At 59.9% G+C, this 19661-nt stretch carries 21 protein-coding genes; 10 read left to right on the top strand and 11 right to left on the bottom strand.

All coding sequences use genetic code 11. The annotated features are described in order from the left end of the window. Positions 1 to 12 precede the first annotated feature (12 nt). Both ACU0FH_RS18970 and phaC read right to left on the bottom strand, forming a co-directional pair. Complete coding sequence (locus tag ACU0FH_RS18970; RefSeq protein WP_238369749.1) at positions 13 to 462, bottom strand: phasin family protein; 450 nt, start codon at positions 460 to 462, stop codon at positions 13 to 15. Positions 463 to 603: 141 nt separating this feature from the next. Next, entirely contained in the window at positions 604 to 2409 is a 1806-nt protein-coding gene (phaC, locus tag ACU0FH_RS18965; RefSeq protein WP_446196315.1) for a class I poly(R)-hydroxyalkanoic acid synthase, read from the bottom strand. 111 nt (positions 2410 to 2520) lie between these two features. Here phaC and phaZ point away from each other — a divergent pair, with 111 nt between their 5' ends. Both phaZ and ACU0FH_RS18955 read left to right on the top strand, forming a co-directional pair. After that, positions 2521 to 3795, top strand: coding sequence for a polyhydroxyalkanoate depolymerase (gene phaZ, locus ACU0FH_RS18960; protein WP_446196314.1), 1275 nt, complete (start codon positions 2521 to 2523; stop codon positions 3793 to 3795). A 14-nt stretch (positions 3796 to 3809) separates the two neighbouring features. Further along, entirely contained in the window at positions 3810 to 4391 is a 582-nt protein-coding gene (locus ACU0FH_RS18955; RefSeq protein WP_446196313.1) for a DUF6151 family protein, read from the top strand. Between the two features lie 137 nt (positions 4392 to 4528). On the opposite strand, the gene ACU0FH_RS18950 is transcribed toward ACU0FH_RS18955, so the two are convergent. The 6 genes from ACU0FH_RS18950 to ACU0FH_RS18925 form a co-directional block, all read right to left on the bottom strand. Beyond that, positions 4529 to 6244, bottom strand: coding sequence for a methyl-accepting chemotaxis protein (locus ACU0FH_RS18950; protein ID WP_446196312.1), 1716 nt, complete (start codon positions 6242 to 6244; stop codon positions 4529 to 4531). Position 6245: 1 nt separating this feature from the next. Further along, entirely contained in the window at positions 6246 to 6542 is a 297-nt protein-coding gene (locus ACU0FH_RS18945; protein WP_446196311.1) for a hypothetical protein, read from the bottom strand. 95 nt (positions 6543 to 6637) lie between these two features. Next, positions 6638 to 7246: a hypothetical protein gene (locus tag ACU0FH_RS18940; protein WP_446196984.1), complete on the bottom strand. Its 609-nt coding sequence runs from the start codon at positions 7244 to 7246 to the stop codon at positions 6638 to 6640. Positions 7247 to 7263: 17 nt separating this feature from the next. Next, positions 7264 to 7698 carry a VOC family protein gene (locus ACU0FH_RS18935; RefSeq protein ID WP_446196983.1) on the bottom strand — a complete coding sequence of 145 codons (435 nt, stop codon included), beginning with the start codon at positions 7696 to 7698 and terminating at the stop codon, positions 7264 to 7266. 2 nt (positions 7699 to 7700) lie between these two features. Then, positions 7701 to 8447: an alpha/beta fold hydrolase gene (locus ACU0FH_RS18930; RefSeq protein WP_446196310.1), complete on the bottom strand. Its 747-nt coding sequence runs from the start codon at positions 8445 to 8447 to the stop codon at positions 7701 to 7703. Positions 8448 to 8550: 103 nt separating this feature from the next. Further along, entirely contained in the window at positions 8551 to 9825 is a 1275-nt protein-coding gene (locus tag ACU0FH_RS18925) for an MFS transporter (protein WP_446196309.1), read from the bottom strand. 141 nt (positions 9826 to 9966) lie between these two features. On the opposite strand from ACU0FH_RS18925, the gene thrS reads away from it, so the two are divergent. The 5 genes from thrS to ACU0FH_RS18900 all read left to right on the top strand — a co-directional run bounded on the left by thrS (position 9967) and on the right by ACU0FH_RS18900 (position 14687). Beyond that, the gene (gene thrS / locus ACU0FH_RS18920; protein ID WP_446196308.1) at positions 9967 to 11946 is read left to right on the top strand and encodes a threonine--tRNA ligase; all 1980 of its coding nucleotides are present in this window, start codon (positions 9967 to 9969) and stop codon (positions 11944 to 11946) included. A 214-nt stretch (positions 11947 to 12160) separates the two neighbouring features. Then, on the top strand, positions 12161 to 12463 hold the full coding sequence (locus ACU0FH_RS18915; RefSeq protein WP_446196307.1) for a BufA1 family periplasmic bufferin-type metallophore: 303 nt from the start codon (positions 12161 to 12163) through the stop codon (positions 12461 to 12463). A 45-nt stretch (positions 12464 to 12508) separates the two neighbouring features. Continuing rightward, entirely contained in the window at positions 12509 to 13366 is an 858-nt protein-coding gene (gene bufB / locus ACU0FH_RS18910) for an MNIO family bufferin maturase (RefSeq protein ID WP_446196306.1), read from the top strand. Further along, a complete protein-coding gene (locus ACU0FH_RS18905) occupies positions 13363 to 14127 on the top strand; it encodes an HvfC/BufC family peptide modification chaperone (protein ID WP_446196305.1) in 765 nt (254 codons plus the stop codon). Before bufB ends, ACU0FH_RS18905 begins: the two co-directional genes overlap by 4 nt. Further along, a complete protein-coding gene (locus ACU0FH_RS18900) occupies positions 14124 to 14687 on the top strand; it encodes a DoxX family protein (protein ID WP_446196304.1) in 564 nt (187 codons plus the stop codon). The genes ACU0FH_RS18905 and ACU0FH_RS18900 overlap by 4 nt, the downstream gene beginning before the upstream one ends. A gap of 10 nt (positions 14688 to 14697) precedes the next feature. On the opposite strand, the gene ACU0FH_RS18895 is transcribed toward ACU0FH_RS18900, so the two are convergent. Continuing rightward, the gene (locus tag ACU0FH_RS18895) at positions 14698 to 15015 is read right to left on the bottom strand and encodes an arsenate reductase family protein (protein WP_446196303.1); all 318 of its coding nucleotides are present in this window, start codon (positions 15013 to 15015) and stop codon (positions 14698 to 14700) included. Positions 15016 to 15199: 184 nt separating this feature from the next. On the opposite strand from ACU0FH_RS18895, the gene ACU0FH_RS18890 reads away from it, so the two are divergent. Continuing rightward, on the top strand, positions 15200 to 15406 hold the full coding sequence (locus ACU0FH_RS18890; RefSeq protein WP_088633831.1) for a cold-shock protein: 207 nt from the start codon (positions 15200 to 15202) through the stop codon (positions 15404 to 15406). Between the two features lie 303 nt (positions 15407 to 15709). Here the strand turns inward: ACU0FH_RS18890 and ACU0FH_RS18885 are convergent, their stop codons facing one another. Next, entirely contained in the window at positions 15710 to 16210 is a 501-nt protein-coding gene (locus ACU0FH_RS18885; RefSeq protein ID WP_446196302.1) for a dihydrofolate reductase, read from the bottom strand. 2 nt (positions 16211 to 16212) lie between these two features. Then, complete coding sequence (locus tag ACU0FH_RS18880) at positions 16213 to 17043, bottom strand: thymidylate synthase (protein WP_446196301.1); 831 nt, start codon at positions 17041 to 17043, stop codon at positions 16213 to 16215. A gap of 272 nt (positions 17044 to 17315) precedes the next feature. Here ACU0FH_RS18880 and ACU0FH_RS18875 point away from each other — a divergent pair, with 272 nt between their 5' ends. Both ACU0FH_RS18875 and ACU0FH_RS18870 read left to right on the top strand, forming a co-directional pair. Beyond that, positions 17316 to 18221: a thymidylate synthase gene (locus tag ACU0FH_RS18875; protein ID WP_446196300.1), complete on the top strand. Its 906-nt coding sequence runs from the start codon at positions 17316 to 17318 to the stop codon at positions 18219 to 18221. Then, on the top strand, positions 18190 to 19623 hold the full coding sequence (locus ACU0FH_RS18870) for a hypothetical protein (protein ID WP_446196298.1): 1434 nt from the start codon (positions 18190 to 18192) through the stop codon (positions 19621 to 19623). Before ACU0FH_RS18875 ends, ACU0FH_RS18870 begins: the two co-directional genes overlap by 32 nt. Positions 19624 to 19661 lie beyond the last annotated feature (38 nt).

Raw genomic sequence — 19661 nt, 5'->3', positions numbered from 1 at the left:
GCTTTCGCGATATTACTTCGACGTTGCGGCCTTTTTGGCGGCAGAGGTCACGTCGTTCGTCGCTTTCTTGACAGCGGCGGTGGCGTCTTCGGTCATGTCCTTGCCAGCAGCCATCATCAGTTCGACGGTGTCCATCTGGACCTTCTTCGCGATTTCAGCAAAAGCAGCCATGTTTTCGGCAGCGCTTTCAGCCGAAGCCGAAGCGAAGTCGGACATCGCCTTTGCATAGTCGGCAGGCTCGGTTTTCGCCTTGGACATGTCGGCCAGCTTGGTCAGCGTGTCCTTGGTCCACTTGTTCGAAATCTCGGCCGACTTTTCAGCCGCTTCGAGAGCAACGCCCGACAGCTTTTCGTTCAGCGTGGCGGTGGTCTTGAATGCGTCTTCGAATGCAGCGGTATCGACAGGGAATGCCCCCATCATGTCTTTCATTACGGTTGTGAAATCTTGGGTCTTAGCAGCCATTTCTAAATTCCTTTATTCGCCTTGCGGTTGAACTCGCGGGGTACGTCCCGCATGATCCTCGTATGGCAGGGAATATACATGCTGCACCGCAGCATTTCAAGGGTTTTCGCTGCAATGCAGCAAAAATCCTTTTATTCGAAATCAACGACTTGCCTTAGTAGTTACGTAAGTACCGGGTGCATCGGCCAGTGATGGGTGCTCCGAATCCCCGGGTGTGCGCGCGGCGATCTGCTTGCCAGAACGCTTGCGAAGCCAACCCTCCCAGTTCGGCCACCATGACCCTTCATGGAATTCGGCGCCTGCCTGCCAGTCTTCCGCTGAAAGGCTCAGGTCGTCATTCAGGTAATGGCCGTATTTCTTCTTGCTCGGCGGGTTCACAATGCCCGCGATGTGGCCTGACTGGGTCAGGATAAAGGTCCGATCCTTGGCGCCCATTTTCTGCACGCCGCGATAACAGTCCTTCCACGCGGCGATATGGTCCGTCTCGCAGGCGATCGAGCACAGCGGCACGTTCACCTCTTCCAGCTTCAGCTTGTGCCCCAGCAAATCGAACCCGTCCTGCGCGAACTCATTGCGTTGGCAAAGCCTGCGGAGATATTGCATCGCCATCTTTCGCGGCAGGTTCGACCCGTCGCCGTTCCAGTATAACAGGTCAAAGGCCGGAGGCGTCTCGCCCATCATGTAGCTGCGAATGGCCGGCGAATAGACAAGATCGTTGGACCGCAAGTAGCTAAAGGTGCGGGCCATGATGTAAGACCGCAGAAAGCCCTGCTTTTCGACCTCGGCTTCGATCCCGTCGATGAAATCATCAGACAGGAATGGCGTGAACTCACCCTGTTCGGCGAAATCCGTCAGCGCCGTAAAGAAGGTTGCGGACTTTATCGATTTGTCGCCGCGCTGTTTCATCAGCGACAGCACAAGCGCCAAGGTCGTGCCCGCGATGCAATAACCAATGGCATTGATCTGCTGCACCTTTGTGATCGCCTTGATCTCACGGATCGCCGCGAAATATCCGTCCTCGATGTAATCTTCCATTCCCACCTCGGCATAGGCGGCATCCGGATTCACCCAGCTCACCACAAACAGCGTGTAGCCTTGGCTCGTGATCCATTTGATAAGGCTGTTTTGTTCTTTCAGGTCGAGAATATAGAATTTATTGATCCAGGGTGGGAAGATCACCAGAGGCGTCTGAAACACCTTCTCGGTTGTCGGTTCGTACTGGATGAGTTCCATCATCCGGTTGCGGTAGACGACCTTGCCGGGAGACGTCGCGATGTTCCCGCCCAGCTCAAAGGCCTTTTCGTCCACGAGCCGGACAACCAGTTCGCCATTGTTCGCTTCAAGATCCGAGACGAGATTTTCAAGCCCGTCGACCAGCGACTGCCCCTCGGTTTCCAGCGCTTTTTCCAGCGCGTCCGGGTTTGTCCCCAGAAAATTCGTCGGCGCCAGCATATCGACGATCTGGCGCGAAAAATACTTCAGCCGCCGCTTTTCCTTGTCATCCAGATCTTCAACCGAGTCGACGGCCTCCTGAATCGCGTCCGCGTTGATCAGGTACTGTTGCTTGATGAAATTGAAATAGGGATGCGAATCCCAGAGCGGGTTCGCAAAGCGGCGATCCTTGGGGCCGGGATCGGCTGGCGCTTCGAACTTGCCGCGCGCAAGCGCTTGCTGAGCCTCGGCGAAATGCGTGACAGTCTTACCCCAGTAGGCGACCTGCTGCTCGATGATCCGCGCCGGATTTTGCAGCGATTCCGCCCAGTAAGCCGTTGCTGCATTTGCAAACAATTCCTGGCTCGGAGCGTCCAACGCGGGGTTGTGGGATGTCTTGTGCGCCATCACGTCCACAAGACGCCGCGATAACGCCTCAACTTTTTCCAGATTTTCTTTCATACGCTCAACGTGTTCCACGGAAGGGACGTTGCTACCTTTGTCCATAGTTGTCATTTTAACTTTTCCCCCCTATCATGCTGCTATGCAGAATACCGTCGCCGCGTTCGGGAGGCACAAGCGACGCAACATCCGCCACGCCGGTGCCTTTGATGCAGGAGACCCGATATGCGATCTATGTTTACCTACGACTTGATGGAAACGATGCGGAATACCAATCAGTGGATGGGTGCTTCCGCAAAGGCCGTCGCGTCCTACCCGATGTTTGCCATGTTGCCGAACCCCGCGCTGCGCTGGTTCGAAGCCTGGGGCGAGGTCACCGAACGTTCTTTTGAACGAATGGTGGTCAAGCCTGATTGGGGCATTCACAGTGTCACCTGCGATGACGGTCGGGATCATCTGGTCGAAATTGAGACCGTGATCGAAAGGCCGTTCGGCGACCTGATTCATTTTAACGTCTCCGGGCGTGAACCCAGCTCTCGCAAGGTATTGCTTGTTGCCCCGATGTCGGGACACTACGCTACTCTTCTCCGCTCCACTGTGCAAAGTCTGCTGGGCGATGTCGACCTTTATGTGACGGATTGGCACAACGCGCGCGACATTCCGGTAAGTGCAGGCAAGTTCGACATCGAGGATTATACCCTCTACCTCGTTGACTTCATGCGAGAACTTGGACCTGACACCAATGTGATCGCGGTCTGCCAGCCAGCGCCGCTCACCCTCGCCGCAACTGCCTACCTGGCCGAACAGGACCCCGAAGCACAGCCCCGTTCGCTGACCCTGATCGGCGGGCCTATCGACCCCGAAGCCACCCCCACCGAGGTCACCGATTTCGGCGCACGTGTCACCATGGGTCAGCTGGAGCAGGCCATGATCCAGCGGGTCGGCTTCAAGTACCCGGGTGTCGGACGGCTGGTCTATCCGGGCCTCCTGCAGCTTTCGTCCTTCATGGCCATGAACGCGGAACGCCATGCCGATGCCTTCAAGGAACAGATCTCTCGCGTCGCACATGGAAGCGCGTCGGACCACGATGCCCACAACCGCTTTTACGACGAATACCTAGCCGTGATGGACATGACGGCCGAATTCTACCTCTCTACGGTTGAACGGATCTTCAAGAACAACGAGATCGCGAAGAACCAATTCGTGGTAGACGGGCACATGGTCGATATTGGCAAGATCACAAGCGTCGCCGTCAAAACGGTCGAAGGCGCGAATGACGACATCTCGGCCCCTGGCCAGTGTGTTGCCGCTCTCGATCTCTGTACCGGCCTGCCGGATTCGAAAAAGGCGAGCCATCTTGAGCCCGGAGCCGGTCACTACGGCATCTTCGCGGGCAAGTCATGGCGTAACAATATTCGTCCTCTGGTGCTCGAATTCATCGACGCGAACAGCGGAACGACGACCAAAACCCGCAAGGCGGCGAACAAGAACGCCGCCTGAAACCGGAGCATCGATTGAAAGACTCATCCCCCGCCTGCTTTGAGTGTTCCTGTGGCACCGTTGCGGGCGAGGTTATGCCGGCCTCGCCAAAAGCCGGGACCCATGTTGAATGTTTCTGCGTCGATTGTCGTGCGGCCCATATCTATCTCGGCCAGCCTGATCCGCACCCGAACGGCGTCCACATATTCCAGATCAGCCCGGAAACGGTGCATTTCACCCAAGGCACCGAGCATCTGCGCATTCTGCGTTTGGGACCCAAAGGCTTGATGCGCTGGTATGCTGATTGCTGCAAAGCACCGTTGTCCAACACATTGCCGAAACCAACGATTCCGTTTGCAGGACTGATCGTGGATCGCCTGCAGGACCCTGCCCGGATTGGAAAGGTCGTGACCCAAAGCTTTCTACCGGGAAAGGACGGGGCGAGGCGGCACAAGGGCGCATTTACGATGACAATGCAGGTTCTAAAGCGCGCCGCCGCCGCCCGAATGTCCGGCAAGTGGCGGGACACCCCGTTTTTCGATATCGAGTCCGGCGCGCCAACCGCGCCGATCCACGTTCTAGACAAGAAGGAACGTCAGGCGCTGGTCCGATCCTAAGTCTGCGGATCTTCTTCCCAAAGAACTGAACATCGCAGCCAGGCACCTAATGCAGCATCTGCGCTCACGTTCGCAATGGCCGCCCGGCACCTATTTGCTCACAAGCGGGACTTTCCAAGTTTCACCCGCCCCAGCCTCTAAGCGGCAGTTCGGTCGTCGGAATGAATCGATGGGGTGGAGGGTTTCAATACGAAAGCGGAAATGACCTCGGTCAGTTTTCGGGTGCCGTCCATCATAGATTCACTCGCCGCCGATGTTTCCTCGAACATTGCCGCGTTGCGCTGGGTGACATTGTCGAGCTGCGCGATCGCTTCGCTGATGTCGTTCAACGCGCCCGACTGGCGGTCAGCCCCGGCGGCGATATCGATGATCCGCTGAACGATACCATTCACGGCTGACATGACGCTTTCGTTCGCCTTGCCGGTTTCGCGAACAAGTCCGACGCCTTCACCGACCCGGCTGTCACTTGCGTTTATCAGTTTCTTGATTTCCTGCGCCGCATCCGAACTTCGCTGGGCGAGATTGCGAACTTCCGATGCTACAACCGCGAAGCCTCGACCACTGTCGCCGGCACGGGCGGCTTCCACCCCGGCGTTCAGGGCGAGCAGGTTTGTCTGGAAAGCGATTTCGTCGATAACGCCGACAATTTTCTGTATTTCTTTCGAGCTTGTTTCGATCTCACCCATCGCCGTGACCGCTCTTTGCACCAGATCACCACTCGCCAGCACCTGGCGCTTTGTTTCACCGGCTTCGGATTCAGCTTCGCGGGCGGATTTTGCCGTGTCTTTGACGGTTGCCGAGAACCGCGACACGTTCGTTGAAATTTCTGCCAACGTCGCCGCCTGCCGTTCCGTGCGATTGGACATATCCTGCGCGGCATTTGCCATTGCCTGCACGTCGGACCCTATGGATTGAGCCGAACTCTGAACGGTCTCGATCGCCAGACGAAGCGCGTCGACCGCCTGATTGAAATCCTCGCGAAGGTCGTCGTATTGCGGATCAAGCCTGTTCCTGATCTGCGCGTGCAGATTGCGCTCGCGCAGTAACTTCAGGCTCGAGCGTAAGGTATCCACCACGACGCGCTGCTGGTCCGCCACTTTCTGCCGGTTTTCAGCTTCAACCTGCGCCGCTTCGCGCGCTTCGCGATCGGCTGCCGCTGCCCGCTCCGCTTCGCTCTCCGCCCGTTTCAAAGCCGCTTCGACCTCCGAACGCGAATGCTGGGCCTGCTTCTTGGCCTCTTCGGCATCGGCCAGCGCGTGTAACGCGTCATCTGTTGATTTCCTGGCTTTTGCATTCGCCTCTTCCAGAGCCTCGTTCTGGGCGCGCATCGCCCGGTCCATCTGATGCTGTTTGCTCAGGGCATAGATCAGCGCGCCGGTCTCCAGCAAAAGGATGACAGCGTGCATCGCCGTACGGGGAATATTCTCAGCGATCGTGGCCGAGGGGAAGACCAGCGCTGGCATCAGGAAAGTCAGTGTAAGATGGTGCAGCGCGACCAGCGCAGTCGCCGCCAGCACGGCGCGAATATCGTTCAGCGAAACCGTGATCGCCAGCAGCGCAAAGTAAAGCATATGCGCGTCGATCTGCCATGCGTGGCCTGCCATTGCCGCGTTCATAACAACCGCCTGTCCAAGCAGGGCCTGGGCAGCACCGATCCTTGCCACGACGGGCGCCCCCCTTTGCATAAGCGTCCCCACGAAGGCAAAGATCGCCGCGGCAGCGCCGATCCAGAGCACCGGGCTTTGAAGATAGAAAGCGACACCGATATTGACTGCTGCTCCGACCCAGGCCGCCGCAACAATCATGCGTGCTTCCCTGAGGTTACCGGAATCTTCGACTGGAATGTCTTTCATTTCAAATTCCACAAATAGAAGCAATTAACGAGGCACCGACCACAAGAATGGCCCCTTCGTCGCGCAGACGAGAACGAAATTCGGGGACGTCGGAGGTCGCCAGAACGCCCAAAGGCGCAGTTTCAGGACCAAGCAGGCGACCGCCGGCGCGCTGGACGATCTGCTCGGATGAAGGCCCCCAAGGCAACGAGACGACAAGAACGGGGCGATCACCCCGCGACGGCGCGCCCGCCAGCACGATGACCGGCCCGGTCATCAGCGCCATCACGGGCAATATCAGAATGGATAAACGCGCCATCTACGATCTCTCGGGGTATTCCAGCCCGGAAGATGGTTGCTTAGTATTGTGATCCCGTTAACAGCGACGCAGCGACAGAGTCACCTCGCGTGCCCCTACCGCCGCCCGAGAAAGACTGGAAAATCAGCATATCTATCCCGCCGCACCGATAGAGGCTCATCCGGTTCAGCACCCGGTTTCAGGAGGCAGCCGCGCGGCGCGATATAGCTGTCAATCCTGCGCCGGGCGACTGGCCGCCAGACGAGGTTGAAGGCACAGAGCTTTGGAAAGAAGAACACCTCGGAATAAGGCAGATGATCATGGAGCCACCAAGCCAGATCGCGCCAGTCCCGTCCCTTTTCATAACGATCCGCAAACCACGGGATAACGACCGACGCACCCGCGATGCGGTTCTCGCCCTCCTCCCGGTCCCAGATGTGGCATTCGATCGGATTGTCGTTGCGCGCGCAATTCAGCCCGTTTTCATTGCCAAACCGGTTCACCTCGGGTGAGCGATAGCCCGACCGGATCGCAACGCGCCCGAATGTATCCTGCAACGGGTCCAGCAGCGCCCCACAGAACGCGCGCCCGCATTCGATGGCCAGATCGGGGCGTTCGGGCATGTTCTGAAAACCGTGAAAGGCCGCGATTTCGGAATAAAGAAAGTCGCGTATGTAAAAATGTTCAGACAATCGCACGCGGCCCAAGGTCTCAAGGCTCCACATGGATCCGGGCTTGCGCATCAGCTCTTGCCGAAGCCTTCCCAGCGAAACGCGCCATCCTCGGCCAAGGGCGACAGCGGGTTATGCGCGATTTCCCAAATATGCCCGTCGGGATCGGCAAAATAGGCGATGTATCCGCCCCAAAAGACTTCGCTCGGGGCGCGTAGAATTTCGGCCCCTGCCGATTTGGCCGCCTCGACCAATCCGTCCACCTCCTCGCGCGAACGGACGTTATGCGCGAGCGTCGCGCCACCGGTTCCCAGACGTTCCACCGGAACGCCCATGTCCTCGGCGAGATTTTCCAGCGGATAAAGCCCGATGCTCTGACCGATGAGGTCGAAAACGACGATACCATCCGGTGTTTCCACCTTTTCCCACCCGAGGTCGGTATAGAACGCGGCTGCTCTCCCCAAGTCCGCCACCCCAAGCGTGACAAGGCTTACCCGCTGCTCCATCTTCATCTGCCCAGCACCTCCATGATCGCGGTTTCGATGATGCCAAGACAGGGACCATCAGAGAACCGGTGATCCGCATCCTTGACCAGTGTCAGCCGCATATCGGGGCTATCGGCGTGATCGAGCAGACGCAGGGCGGTGTCGGTCGACACGGCCGTATCGGCGGTCCCCTGAAGACAACGCACCGGAAACGGCAGGGGCAGCGGAGACCTCAGGACCAGCCGCTTGCGCCCGTCTTCGACCATGCGGCGCGTTACGATATAGGGTTCCATGTAATCCGACGGCAGTTCGACCTGCCCCTCCTCTTCAAGCTGGCGCTTCTGCGCGTCGCTGAACCCCGCCCAATAGCTGTCTTCCGTGAAATCCGGTGCGGCGGCGATGGTGACAAGGCCCATGACCCGATCCGCGCGTTCGCGCGCCAGAAGCAGCGATTGCCATCCCCCCATCGACGACCCGACCGGCAGGATGGTGCCTTCGGTCAGTTGATCCACCACGGCCAGCGTATCCTCGTGCCAGTCGCCGATGCAGCCGTCCTCGAAACGCCCCGAGCTTTCGCCGTGACCGGAATAATCAAAGCGCAGGAAAGCAAACCCCTGCCCGCGCGCCCATTCCTCCAGATGCACCGCCTTGGTGCCCTGCATGTCCGATTTCAGCCCGCCGAGAAAGACGATCATCGGCCCCTCACCGGGGGTGAGATGATATGCGATCCGCCGGCCCTCGGCTGTCTCAAGATACTTAGGCGCGCTCATTGCCGGGCCTCAAGGTTGCGGGCAAGATCAGGGTCCGACATTCATTTCCTCCAGTTCCGGCATTTTGCCGGGATACTGCGTGTCCCCGCGACAAGGTGCAAGATCAGTCCTGTTTCTCGACCTCGTCCAGCCCGCGCGCCACCCATGTGGCGGCCAGCGCCATGATGGCAAAACCGGCCAGCGCCAGTTTGGGCCCAAATATCGACGCCACGCCGCCGCCAAGCCCGACCAGCAACAGGATACAGCCGATCACGGTATTCGACACCGCCGCATAGGCCGAGCGCTGATCCTCTGGCGCCATATCAACAAGATAGGTCGACCGCCCCTGCCGGACACCGTTATAGGCGATCATCAGCACCATCAGGCAGGCGGGCAGCACTGCCACCACCCCGGCCAGATCCATCAGCGACACCACGACCGCCGCCGCCACCGCCACCGCGCCGATGATCCCGCTGCGCATAAGCACCTTGCGGCTCGACGCGTCGGACAGGCGGCCCCAGAGGTATGAGCTTAGGAAACTCGCCAGCGACGATGCCAGCACAAGCGCGCCCAGCTGCTGCAACCCGCCCTCCTGATCGAGCAGAACGATATAGGGCGGGGCCAGCGCGGTCGACACCAGCAGACCGCGCACAAGGATAAACCGCCAGAGCTGAGGATTGTCCTTGAGCAGGCTGAAGTCCACGCGGCCTTTTTCGCCGCCGGTATCGCTATCCATCTCGCGCAGCATCGACATCACCAATGCAGCACCACCCCAGAGCAACGCCGCCAGCCCGATGGCCGCTAGCACCAGCGCTTTGTTCTGGATCACCCCGGTGATCAGCAGCAGCGCCAGCAGCAGAACGCCAGCCGCCGCAACCGACCCTGCCGTTCCGGTAATTGCACCCCGCCGGGTCTTGGCGACGGTCTTGCCGAGAATATCCTTGAACGACACCGAACAGGCGGAACGGAACAGGGCGAGCCCGCCAAGACTGGCACAGATCGCAAGCCCCGCCGCGACACCTTCCAGCAGGAAGCCCGACACCACGATCAGCGCGGCACATATCCCCTGCCCGGCGCTGCCGATCACCCAGATCCACTTGCGCTGCGCCATCCGCTGCACCACGCCCGCCAGCACGATCTGTGGCAAGAGCGCGCCCGCCTCGCGGAGCGGCACCAGCATCGCAATCAGGTATCCCGGCGCGCCGAGGTTGTTCATCAACCATGTCAGGATCAGCTTCGGGTCGATAAGACCGTCTGCCACCTTGGTCATCGACAGCGCTACCACATGGCGAAGCCCGTTGGCGGGCTCGACCGCCGCCGCTTCCTCCGACAGGCCCACGTCGTCTTCCGCCCCTCCGGTCAGGGTTTCGAAAAGCTCTTCCGCGGTGTCGTGACTCATCTGGGTGCCTTTCCGGTGCCTGCTGTCGGTAAATGCGCGCCAAGGTCGCTTGACTTGCCCTGGACCGGGATGCAGATAGGGCGCGAAACATAACCCGCAACCGGGCGTTCAGTGGGCGCCAAACCGACGAGGAGTGCCGATATGGCCCAAATCTCTCTCACCCTTCCCGATGGCAATGCACGATCCTACGACGCGGGCGTCACCCCCGCCGCCGTGGCCGAGGATATTTCCAAATCGCTGGCCAAGAAAGCCATCTCGGCCACCGTCAACGGCAAGCACTGGGATCTGCAATGGCCGATCGACCAGGATTCCGACATCGCGATCCACACCCTGCAGGACGAAGAGCAGGCGAATGAGCTGATCCGTCACGATCTGGCCCATATCATGGCGCGCGCCGTGCAGGAAATCTGGCCCGACACCAAGGTCACGATCGGCCCCGTCATCAAGGACGGCTGGTATTACGATTTCGACCGTGCCGAGCCTTTTACACCCGAAGATCTCGGTCTCATCGAGAAAAAGATGAAAGAGATCATCAACAAGCGTGAACCGGTGACCACCGAGGTCTGGGAGCGCGCGCGGGCGGTCAAGCATTACGAAGACAATAACGAACCCTACAAGGTCGAACTGATCGACGCCATTCCCGGCGACGAACCGCTGCGCATGTACTGGCATGGCGACTGGCAGGATCTGTGCCGCGGGCCTCACCTGCAGCACACTGGCCAGGTGCCCGGCGATTCCTTCAAGCTGATGTCGATTGCCGGGGCCTACTGGCGCGGCGACAGCAGCCGCCAGATGTTGCAGCGCATCTATGGCGTCGCCTTCCAGAACAAGGAAAAGCTCAAGGCGCACCTGCACATGCTGGAAGAGGCCGCCAAGCGCGACCACCGCAAGCTGGGCCGCGAGATGGACCTGTTCCACATGCAGGAAGAGGCGCCCGGTCAAGTCTTCTGGCACCCGAACGGCTGGACCATCTATACCCAGCTGCAGGATTACATGCGCCGCAAGCAGCGTGCCGGCGGCTATCGTGAAATCAACACGCCGCAGGTTGTCGACCGCAAGCTCTGGGAAGCATCAGGCCACTGGGACAAGTACCAGCACCACATGTTCCTTGTAGAGGTCGACGAAAGCCGCGACGGCGAGAACGACGATGCCTCGGCCAAGAACAAGGACCAGACCCGGATCAACGCGCTCAAGCCGATGAACTGCCCCTGCCATGTGCAAGTTTTCAACCAGGGCCTCAAATCCTACCGCGATCTGCCCCTGCGGCTGGCCGAGTTCGGCTCCTGCGCGCGGTTCGAACCCTCGGGCGCGCTGCACGGCATCATGCGCGTGCGCGGTTTTACCCAGGATGACGCGCATATCTTCTGCACCGAGGACCAGATCCAGGAGGAATGCGCCCGCTTCATCGACTTCCTCGCGGATGTCTACAAGGAACTCGGCTTTGACGATTTCGAGATCCGCTTTGCCACCCGGCCGGAAAAGCGGGTCGGCACCGAGGAAAGCTGGGATTACGTCGAGAACGCGCTGGAAAACGCGATCAAGGCCGTGGGCCGCGACTATGTGCTGGAACCGGGCGACGGCGCCTTCTACGGGCCAAAGCTCGACTTTTACCTGACCGACGCAATCGGTCGGGTCTGGCAATGTGGCACGTTCCAGGTTGATCCGAACCTGCCGGAACGGCTGGGGGCCAGCTATATCGCGGCGGATGGCGACAAGCATCGCCCCTTCATGCTGCACCGCGCCTGCCTCGGTAGCTTCGAACGCTTCATCGGCATCCTGATCGAAAACCACGAAGGCAAACTGCCCTTCTGGCTCGCGCCGCGTCAGGTTGTCGTCGCCTCGATCACCTCCGAGGCGGATGACTACGTGCACGAGGTCGTCGCCGAGCTGCAGGCCGCAGGTGTCCGCGCCGAGGCCGACATCCGCAACGAAAAGATCAACTACAAGGTCCGCGAGCACTCGGTCGGCAAGGTGCCGGTCATCCTTGCCGTCGGTCATCGCGAGGTCGAGGAACGCACCGTTTCCCTCCGCCGCCTTGGCGAAAAACAGACCAGCGTGCAGGATCTGTCCGCTGTAACAAAGGCGCTTGGCATCGAAGCAACCCCGCCGGACCTGTTGTAACAAATCCCTCGCCTGCCCCCTATTTCCGCCGTAAACCGGGGGCAGGCTTTGAAACATTTGACAAAATTCCCGCTTTTCAACAGCGTTTCTCCTGTCAAAGCCTAACACCGGCTGACAGCGGCGTGAGGCACGGCCTCGTGAAACCCGTGCGGCAACCGGCCCGGCTAGGGTTGAGCACGCCCGACCAAGATTCATGATCAAGGAGGAAGAACTCATGTCAAACACCGCGAAAACGCTCGCCGTTGCCAGCGCCGTCGCTGCCGCTCTCGCCGCGCAGGGCACCACGGCGACCGCCCAGTCCAAAGAGAAATGCTATGGCGTGTCGCTTGCCGGACAGAACGATTGCGCCGCCGGTCCCGGCACCACCTGTGCAGGCACCTCGACCGTCGACTATCAGGGCAACGCCTGGACGCTGGTCGATACCGGTACATGCTCCGAGATCGACCTGCCGGACATGGCCGATGGCACCGAACGCCAAGGATCGCTGGAACCGCTGGAACGCGACCTGCCCGCATAACCCCGTAGTGGGCGGCCGCGCCGCCTACACACCGGAGCAACCGAGATGCTCGATACCGCCCGCCTCAATCGCCTCCCCGCCGCGCCCGGCGTCGGCTTCAAGCCGCAGCATTTCGCCGCGATCATGGAGGACGCAGGCCCGGTCCGCTGGCTTGAGATCCACGCGGAAAACTACATGGGCGATGGCGGGCGGCCCTTGGCCCAGCTGCGCGCACTGGCCGAGCGTTTCGCCATCTCCGTCCACGGCGTGGGGCTCTCCATCGGCGGGGACCAGCCGCTCGACAAGGACCACCTCGCGCGGCTGGCCAGGCTTGTCGGCTGGCTCGACCCCGCGTCTTTCTCGGAGCACCTCGCATGGTCGAGCCATGGCGAGACCTATCTGAACGACCTGCTCCCTCTTCCCTATACAAATGCCACGCTCACCCGCGTGGCCGAGCATATCGATACTGTGCAATCCACGCTTCGCCGCCCGATGCTGCTCGAAAACCCGTCGAGCTACCTCGCCTTTGCAGAAAGCACATGGTCCGAACCGGAATTCCTTGCCGAACTCACGCGTCGCACCGGTTGCGGCCTGTTGCTCGACGTTAACAACGTGTTTATCTCTTCGGTGAACCTGGGATTTACGCCGCAAAGCTATCTCGATGCCTTTCCGCTGTCCCGCGTGGCGGAAATCCATGTCGGCGGGCATGACCACGATGCCGACGATCACGGTGCCCCCCTGCTGATCGACAGCCATGCCCGCCCGGTCGCCCCACCGGTCTGGGACCTGCTTGCTGAAGTTCTGGCCCGCACTGGCCCCTGTCCGGTTCTGGTCGAATGGGACAACGATGTACCAGACTGGCCAACCCTGCGCGATGAGGCCTGCCGCGCTGAACACGCCTTGCAAACGGTAGCGGTCGGATGACCGCCGGCACCGGCAATTTCGCAAATGCCCTGCTGCACCCCGATGCGGCCCTCCCCGATGGGCTGACCGACGGGAACGGGCAGCCCGCAGGCCGCCGTTTCAACGTGCTGCGCAACAATGTCGCGAGCTCTCTGGGCGAAGCGCTGCGCACCGGCTTTCCAATTATCACAAAGCTGCTCGGCACCGAAAACATGAAAGCCATCGCGGCCCTGTACCTGCGCGCCCACCCGCCCCGCTCTCCCGTGCTCAGCGCCTTTGGCACTGAGCTGCCTGAATTTCTGGCCGGACTGCCGCAGCTTTCCCACCTTGGCTATCTGCCCGACATCGCCCGGCTCGAGCTCGCCCTGCGCGCCTCTTATCACGCGGCGGATGCACCTGCCCTTGATCCGTCACGGTTGACCGAAAGGTCACCGCAGGATCTGACCGAGGCCACATTCTCATTCGCGCCCTCGCTGCGTCTCGTCCGCTCCCGCTGGCCGGTCCATGCAATCTGGCTGCGCAATACTCAACACGACGCGCCGAAACCGGTGGCAGAGCCGCAGGATGTCCTGATAACCCGTCGCGACTTCGACCCCGTTCCCCACCTGCTGCCCCGCGGTGGGGCAGACTGGATCGCCGCAATTTCCAAAGGCCAAAGCCTCGGAGACGCTTTGGATGTTGTACAAACCACCGCACCGGATTTCGATCCTGCCAGCACCCTCGCCATCCTGCTGCAGGACAATGCCCTGACGTCGCTGACCCTGAAAGACCAACGCCTATGACCGCTCTCGTCAATCTCTACCTGCGTATCGCATTCACCATCGAACAGCGGCTCGGCACCGTGCTGATGCCCACCCTCGCCCGCTTCGTCTTTGCCGCGCTCTTCGCGCTTTATTACTGGACCTCCGCCATGACAAAACTCGGCGGTGATATCTCGGGTCTGTGGCAACCGACCTTCAACGCCTATGCGCAGATCTTTCCGAAAGCAGCTGAAGCCTCCGGCTACGACATCAGCGCGGCCAGCAGTTTTGAGAAATTCACCATCCTCGCCGGAACATGGGCCGAGTTTATCCTCCCCGCCCTGATCATCATTGGCCTTTTCACCCGCATCTCGGCCGCGGGCATGATCGGATTTGTCGTGGTGCAGACGCTGACCGACCTTTACGGTCACGGCGCGATCAACCAGCCCGACACCCTTGGCGCGTGGTTCGACAAAGACCCCGGCAGCCTGATCCTCGACCAGCGGGCGCTTTGGGTTATGCTATTGCTGATCCTCGTCTTTCGCGGCGCCGGTCCCGTATCCGTCGACCAGATCATCAAGCAACGGCTCAACGTGCGCTAGACGGCGCGCATCACGCGACGCCCAGCGCCGCACGGGTATCCGGCGTCCAGCCCAGGTACATGGTTTCGCCATCCACGATCAACGGTCGCTTCATCAGGGACGGGTGCGCCTCAAGCAGTTCCAGCTGTGGGCGCGCACGCTCTGAATCGTCAAGATTTCGCCATGTGGTCGAACGTGTATTGACGAGGCTGTCGCCGAATTCCGCCAAGGCCTGCGAAAGAACCTCAGCGGGAATACCGTCGGACCGCACATCCAAAAGTTGTGCGTCTGGCAATGATTTCAACGCCTTGCGACAAGTATCGCAGTTCTTCAGTCCAAACACCAACATAGTTCGCCCCTTCAATTTCGCGCAAATAACCGGCAATTTAACCCACCGCACCCCGTTTTTCTTGATTTTTACAAATCACATGAGATGCTGACACTGGCCTTAACAAACAGTTGACGTCTGATTGGGCCATTAAAGATTCTGCGCAATTGACGCGCGGAACGCAAGCAAAGGGAGACGCGGAAACATGCCAAGTGGCACCGTGAAGTGGTTTAATACGACCAAGGGTTATGGCTTTATTGCGCCAGACGAAGGCGGCAAGGATGTGTTCGTGCATATCTCTGCCGTGGAAAGATCCGGCCTGACGGGGTTGGCTGATAACCAAAAAGTTGATTATCAATTGCAGGACGGACGCGATGGCCGACAAATGGCTGCAGATTTGAAACTCAAATAATTACCGTTTTTCCGCCTACTAGCGGAACCAAGCCTTTGAGCCTCGCTTCGCCCGGTCCAGGGCGGGCAACTTTCACCCCCGCTGCTCGGACGCATTCCCGAGACAATCTGTCAAGAAACACCTCGACAGAAATCCCCCGTGCACGTCAAAGCCACCTCTCCGGGATTGTTGCCGTGTTTCGCCTTCTAATTAAACAGCCAACGCAGAATTAATTAACTCCGCAATTATCTGGTTATTCTAAATTCCGAACGGCAATTCGAAATCCTTCCCTCTCGCAATTCGCCCGATTGCCATTACAACAGATCAAACATTCTCGGCAGAGGCCACATCGCGACGCATCAATTCCCGCAATATGAATTTAGAAGGCGAAACAGCCAATTCGCGCCGCGACAATTCCAGCCAGTGGTTTTCTTCAAAAGCCGGAAAGAATGCATCCGCGTCCTTTACGGTCATATCCACTTCGGTGATCATCAACCTGTGCGCGAATGGAAACAGCGCCCGGTAGATCCGTTCGCCGCCAATTCCGTAAATGCGCCCATAACCCGCCGCCTGGCTCGCCCGCACTGCATCGGCCACGTCCCCGAACACATGCTCTGCAACCGAAGTATCGCGCGAGATCACGCAATTCATCCTGTTTTTCAGTGGCTTGACCGGCAGACTCTCCCATGTGCGACGGCCCATGATGATGGCGCCCCCACTGGTCTCACGCTGAAACATCTTAAGGTCTTCGGGGCAGTGCCAGGGAATATCGTTATCTTTTCCAATGGCCCCGTTGGCCGCGCGGGCGACAATCAATGTAATCATCGTCAGACCGCAACCGGCGCCTTGATACCGGGCTGAGGATTGTAATCGACGAATTCGAAATCCTCGTATTTGAAATCGAACAAAGAGGTAACATCCCGCGTCAGACGCAGTGTAGGCAACGCGGATGGCTTTCGCGAAAGTTGTGTCTGCACCTGTTCGAGATGATTCAAGTAAATATGTGCATCGCCAATCGAATGTATGAAATCGCCGGGCTCATATCCGGTAACCTTGGCCAGCATCACCTGCAAAAGCGCATATGAGGCAATGTTGAACGGCACCCCCAGAAACATATCGGCAGAACGCTGATATAGTTGCAGATGCAGTTTCCCGTCCGCGATCCGAACCTGCCAGAGCGTATGACAGGGCGGCAGGGCCATCTCGTCGATCTCGCCGGGATTCCAGGCCGAGACGATCAGGCGGCGGCTGTCCGGCGTTTTCTGGATCGCCTCGACAAGCTTGGCGATCTGGTCGACCTCGCCGATCTGCAGCCGCGCTTTGCCATCGCTGTCGACCTCCTTGCGGATGGTCGGAAAATGCCGCCACTGATGGCCGTAAACCGGACCCAGATCGCCATTTTCATCCGCCCATTCGTCCCAGATCGAAACACCGTTTTCCTTAAGGTACCCGATATTGGTGTCGCCCGAGAGGAACCAGAGCAGTTCATGCACGATGGAGCGCAGGTGCAGCTTCTTGGTCGTGACCAGCGGGAACCCGTCCGACAAAGGATAGCGGCACTGCATCCCGAAATAGGAAATAGTCCCGGTGCCGGTGCGGTCGGTCGACCGGGTTCCCTTGCTCAGAACGGTCTCGAGCGCATCGAGATATTGGCGCATGTGATTTCCTCTGTCTCGGTCGCGGCCTGAACGGATTCGATCCGGCCCTCAATTTCACTTCCAGATAAACAGGAATCCACCGGATCGCAAAGCCTGAGCTTTGCGCGCGAAACCACGCCGCCCTACTCTATGTACCCACACGCCGCAGCAGACCCACAAGATAAAGGTAACCTATCGGCCACGCCACGGCGTTTCGAATCGCAACGACGTTGACTTTTGCACCGCCCCGCCCGACTCTGACCGGAAAACCTGATTAACAATGGTTGAGGCAGATGAAACGGTATTGGCTTGGGCTCGCAGCAGCGACCATGTTGTCCGCATGCGGTAGCGGCGGCGGCAACCCCTTCATCGAGGATACGGACACGGACGATCCCGAAACGGGCGTCCCCGCCGAAGTTGCGCAGGATCTTCAGGGCATTTCCTACGATGCGGACGCACAGACCTTGACCGTACGCGGCATCACCCTCGACAACGAAGAATTCGAAGCCGTCTACAGCAGGCGTCCCGCGCTCGACCGGAACGGGTACGAGGCCTACACCACTCAGGACAGTTCCCTGTCGCGGCATACAACCGCCTATGTGCGTGACATCGACGGCACCCGGGCCGCCGTGGTCACGACGGGCGGGCAGTTCGAATACTTCTTCGGCGGGGCCGTCTATGGCCGCGCCGGCGCCTATGATCCGCCATCGGTGACCGGCAGCGGCGGGCTGGCAAGCTATGCCGGCCGCTACGTCGGCTTACTGAACGGTCCCGGCGACGGCGGTGACCTGCTTCCTGTGACCCCGGGCACGCCCACCTCGGTCAGGCCGGTTCAGGCGGGAGAAGTAACGGGCAAGGTTCTGGTGAATGCCGACTTCACCGACAACGCCGTGAACGGCATTATCTATGACCGAACCTACGTGGACGCCCCCGGAACGGAAATGGTCGATCTGGAACTCGCACCGACGGCGATCAACCCGGCCTCGGGCACTTTTGCCGGCGACGTGTCGATCCAGCAGCAGGTGCGCGGCAGCTACGGCGGTATATTTGGCGGCGACGATGCGGCAACGATTGCAGGCGGTATCTATGTCGAAAACCACATCACCAGCGTCCAGAACGAAGTCGAATACGGCATCTTCGTCCTGCCGAAATGCGGCACACCCGGCGATGCAGCGCTGTGCGACCAGCCCAATCCGTAAACGACTTGCCGGTGCCTTCCTTGCCCTTGGCGTCTTTCTCGCCACTGGCATGGCCCCGGCCCAGACGGCTGAAAATTCGGTTTCCCTAACCCTCCCGCAGGCGCGTCTTCTGGCGGGGCATGCGCTTGAAACAGGCCAGCCCGCGCTCGCCCTGCGCCTCTCTGCCGGACTAGTTCAGGCCAATCCAAAAGACCCCGTCGCCCATTACATGCAGGCGCTTGCTTATGCCGGGTTGAACCGCAACCGCGAAGGCCGACGTGCTGCCGCCCGCGCCTATCGGCTGACTGACATCGGTTCCGACCGGATGCGCGCTGCCGAATTGGCCTCCAAGCTGTCCTATGCCGAAGGCCGTCCGACACTCGCCCAGATCTGGCTGCGCCGCACCGCGATCCACGCCGAAAGCAAAGAAGTCTCGCAGCAGATCGCGCGCGACTATCGCATTCTGCGCCAGCGCAACCCGTGGAGCTTTTCCGTCAACGCGGGTCTCCGCCCCTCGGACAATGTGAACAACGGCTCGTCCAGCCGGTACAACACCATCGATGGAGAGCCCGATTACGGCCTGCGCCCTGCCGATGCGGTGGCGCTTTCCGGCGTCATTGCAACGCTCGATACGATGCTGGGCTACCGGTTACGCGGCAACCGGCAAAGTGCAACCTACCTATTGGGACGTCTCTATATCTCGCGCGTTGCCCTTTCCGACAGCGCAAAGGCGCTCGCCCCCGGCGTCAGCGGTCGCAAATACGGCTCGACCTATGGCGAACTGACCCTGCGCCACGCCTTTGCCATCGGTGCCCCGCGCGAGGGCAACTTCGCATCCGTTTCTGCAAGCCTTGGCGAAAGTCGCTTTGGCGGCGACCGGAATTTCTATTTCGCACGTCTCTTCGGAGACCGGACATGGGCATTATCCGAAGCGTCTTCCCTGACCCTCGGCGTCCTTGCCGAAGACCGCTTCAAGGCGAAATCGAAAGCGAACGACGCGCGGGTTTACGGCCTCTCCGCTGTCTTCGATCACCGGTTGCAGGGCGGTAACCGGCTTGGCCTGTCCCTGTCGCTACGCGATGTTTCGGCACAGGCGATGAACGGCACCTACAGCGGGGCGAGCCTGCGCGGCACGGTGACTTTCGACAAGCGTCTGGGACCTGCGCGCGTCAGCGCGGGGCTTGCCATGGGCGCGACCGACTATCCCCTGATCGCAGCTGGCCTCAACGCTTTCGGGCAGGTCGTCTTTGCGCCGCGCGATGACAAGACCATCGCCGGCGATCTGACCTTTTTCTTCGAAGAATACGATTACGCCGGTTTCGCCCCGACCCTCACGCTGCAGGCCAGCAAGACGGATTCGAATATCTCGATCTACTCCGCGCGCGACTTTTCGCTGGCCCTCGGGATCAAATCCACCTTCTGAGCAGAGTGCAAGTCTGGTTCTTCCGGCTCAGAACGCTA

This window comes from Heliomarina sp. (genome assembly GCF_052826185.1).
The sequence above is the reverse complement of the archived record's forward strand: the minus strand, read 5'-3'. Positions and strand labels throughout refer to the sequence as shown.

Excerpts from the sequence above, each read along its gene's own strand:
- ACU0FH_RS18905 (WP_446196305.1), top strand. The coding sequence starts at position 13,363 with ATGACCGCCGGCACCGGCAATTTCGCAAATGCCCTGCTGCACCCCGAT.
- ACU0FH_RS18870 (WP_446196298.1), top strand. The coding sequence starts at position 18,190 with ATGCAGCGCTGTGCGACCAGCCCAATCCGTAAACGACTTGCCGGTGCC.
- ACU0FH_RS18925 (WP_446196309.1), bottom strand. The coding sequence starts at position 9,825 with ATGAGTCACGACACCGCGGAAGAGCTTTTCGAAACCCTGACCGGAGGG.
- ACU0FH_RS18895 (WP_446196303.1), bottom strand. The coding sequence starts at position 15,015 with ATGTTGGTGTTTGGACTGAAGAACTGCGATACTTGTCGCAAGGCGTTG.
- ACU0FH_RS18945 (WP_446196311.1), bottom strand. The coding sequence starts at position 6,542 with ATGGCGCGTTTATCCATTCTGATATTGCCCGTGATGGCGCTGATGACC.
- ACU0FH_RS18930 (WP_446196310.1), bottom strand. The coding sequence starts at position 8,447 with ATGAGCGCGCCTAAGTATCTTGAGACAGCCGAGGGCCGGCGGATCGCA.
- thrS (WP_446196308.1), top strand. The coding sequence starts at position 9,967 with ATGGCCCAAATCTCTCTCACCCTTCCCGATGGCAATGCACGATCCTAC.
- ACU0FH_RS18915 (WP_446196307.1), top strand. The coding sequence starts at position 12,161 with ATGTCAAACACCGCGAAAACGCTCGCCGTTGCCAGCGCCGTCGCTGCC.
- phaZ (WP_446196314.1), top strand. The coding sequence starts at position 2,521 with ATGCGATCTATGTTTACCTACGACTTGATGGAAACGATGCGGAATACC.
- phaC (WP_446196315.1), bottom strand. The coding sequence starts at position 2,409 with ATGACAACTATGGACAAAGGTAGCAACGTCCCTTCCGTGGAACACGTT.
- ACU0FH_RS18935 (WP_446196983.1), bottom strand. The coding sequence starts at position 7,698 with ATGGAGCAGCGGGTAAGCCTTGTCACGCTTGGGGTGGCGGACTTGGGG.
- bufB (WP_446196306.1), top strand. The coding sequence starts at position 12,509 with ATGCTCGATACCGCCCGCCTCAATCGCCTCCCCGCCGCGCCCGGCGTC.
- ACU0FH_RS18875 (WP_446196300.1), top strand. The coding sequence starts at position 17,316 with ATGAAACGGTATTGGCTTGGGCTCGCAGCAGCGACCATGTTGTCCGCA.
- ACU0FH_RS18940 (WP_446196984.1), bottom strand. The coding sequence starts at position 7,246 with ATGTGGAGCCTTGAGACCTTGGGCCGCGTGCGATTGTCTGAACATTTT.
- ACU0FH_RS18970 (WP_238369749.1), bottom strand. The coding sequence starts at position 462 with ATGGCTGCTAAGACCCAAGATTTCACAACCGTAATGAAAGACATGATG.
- ACU0FH_RS18950 (WP_446196312.1), bottom strand. The coding sequence starts at position 6,244 with ATGAAAGACATTCCAGTCGAAGATTCCGGTAACCTCAGGGAAGCACGC.
- ACU0FH_RS18885 (WP_446196302.1), bottom strand. The coding sequence starts at position 16,210 with ATGATTACATTGATTGTCGCCCGCGCGGCCAACGGGGCCATTGGAAAA.
- ACU0FH_RS18890 (WP_088633831.1), top strand. The coding sequence starts at position 15,200 with ATGCCAAGTGGCACCGTGAAGTGGTTTAATACGACCAAGGGTTATGGC.
- ACU0FH_RS18900 (WP_446196304.1), top strand. The coding sequence starts at position 14,124 with ATGACCGCTCTCGTCAATCTCTACCTGCGTATCGCATTCACCATCGAA.
- ACU0FH_RS18880 (WP_446196301.1), bottom strand. The coding sequence starts at position 17,043 with ATGCGCCAATATCTCGATGCGCTCGAGACCGTTCTGAGCAAGGGAACC.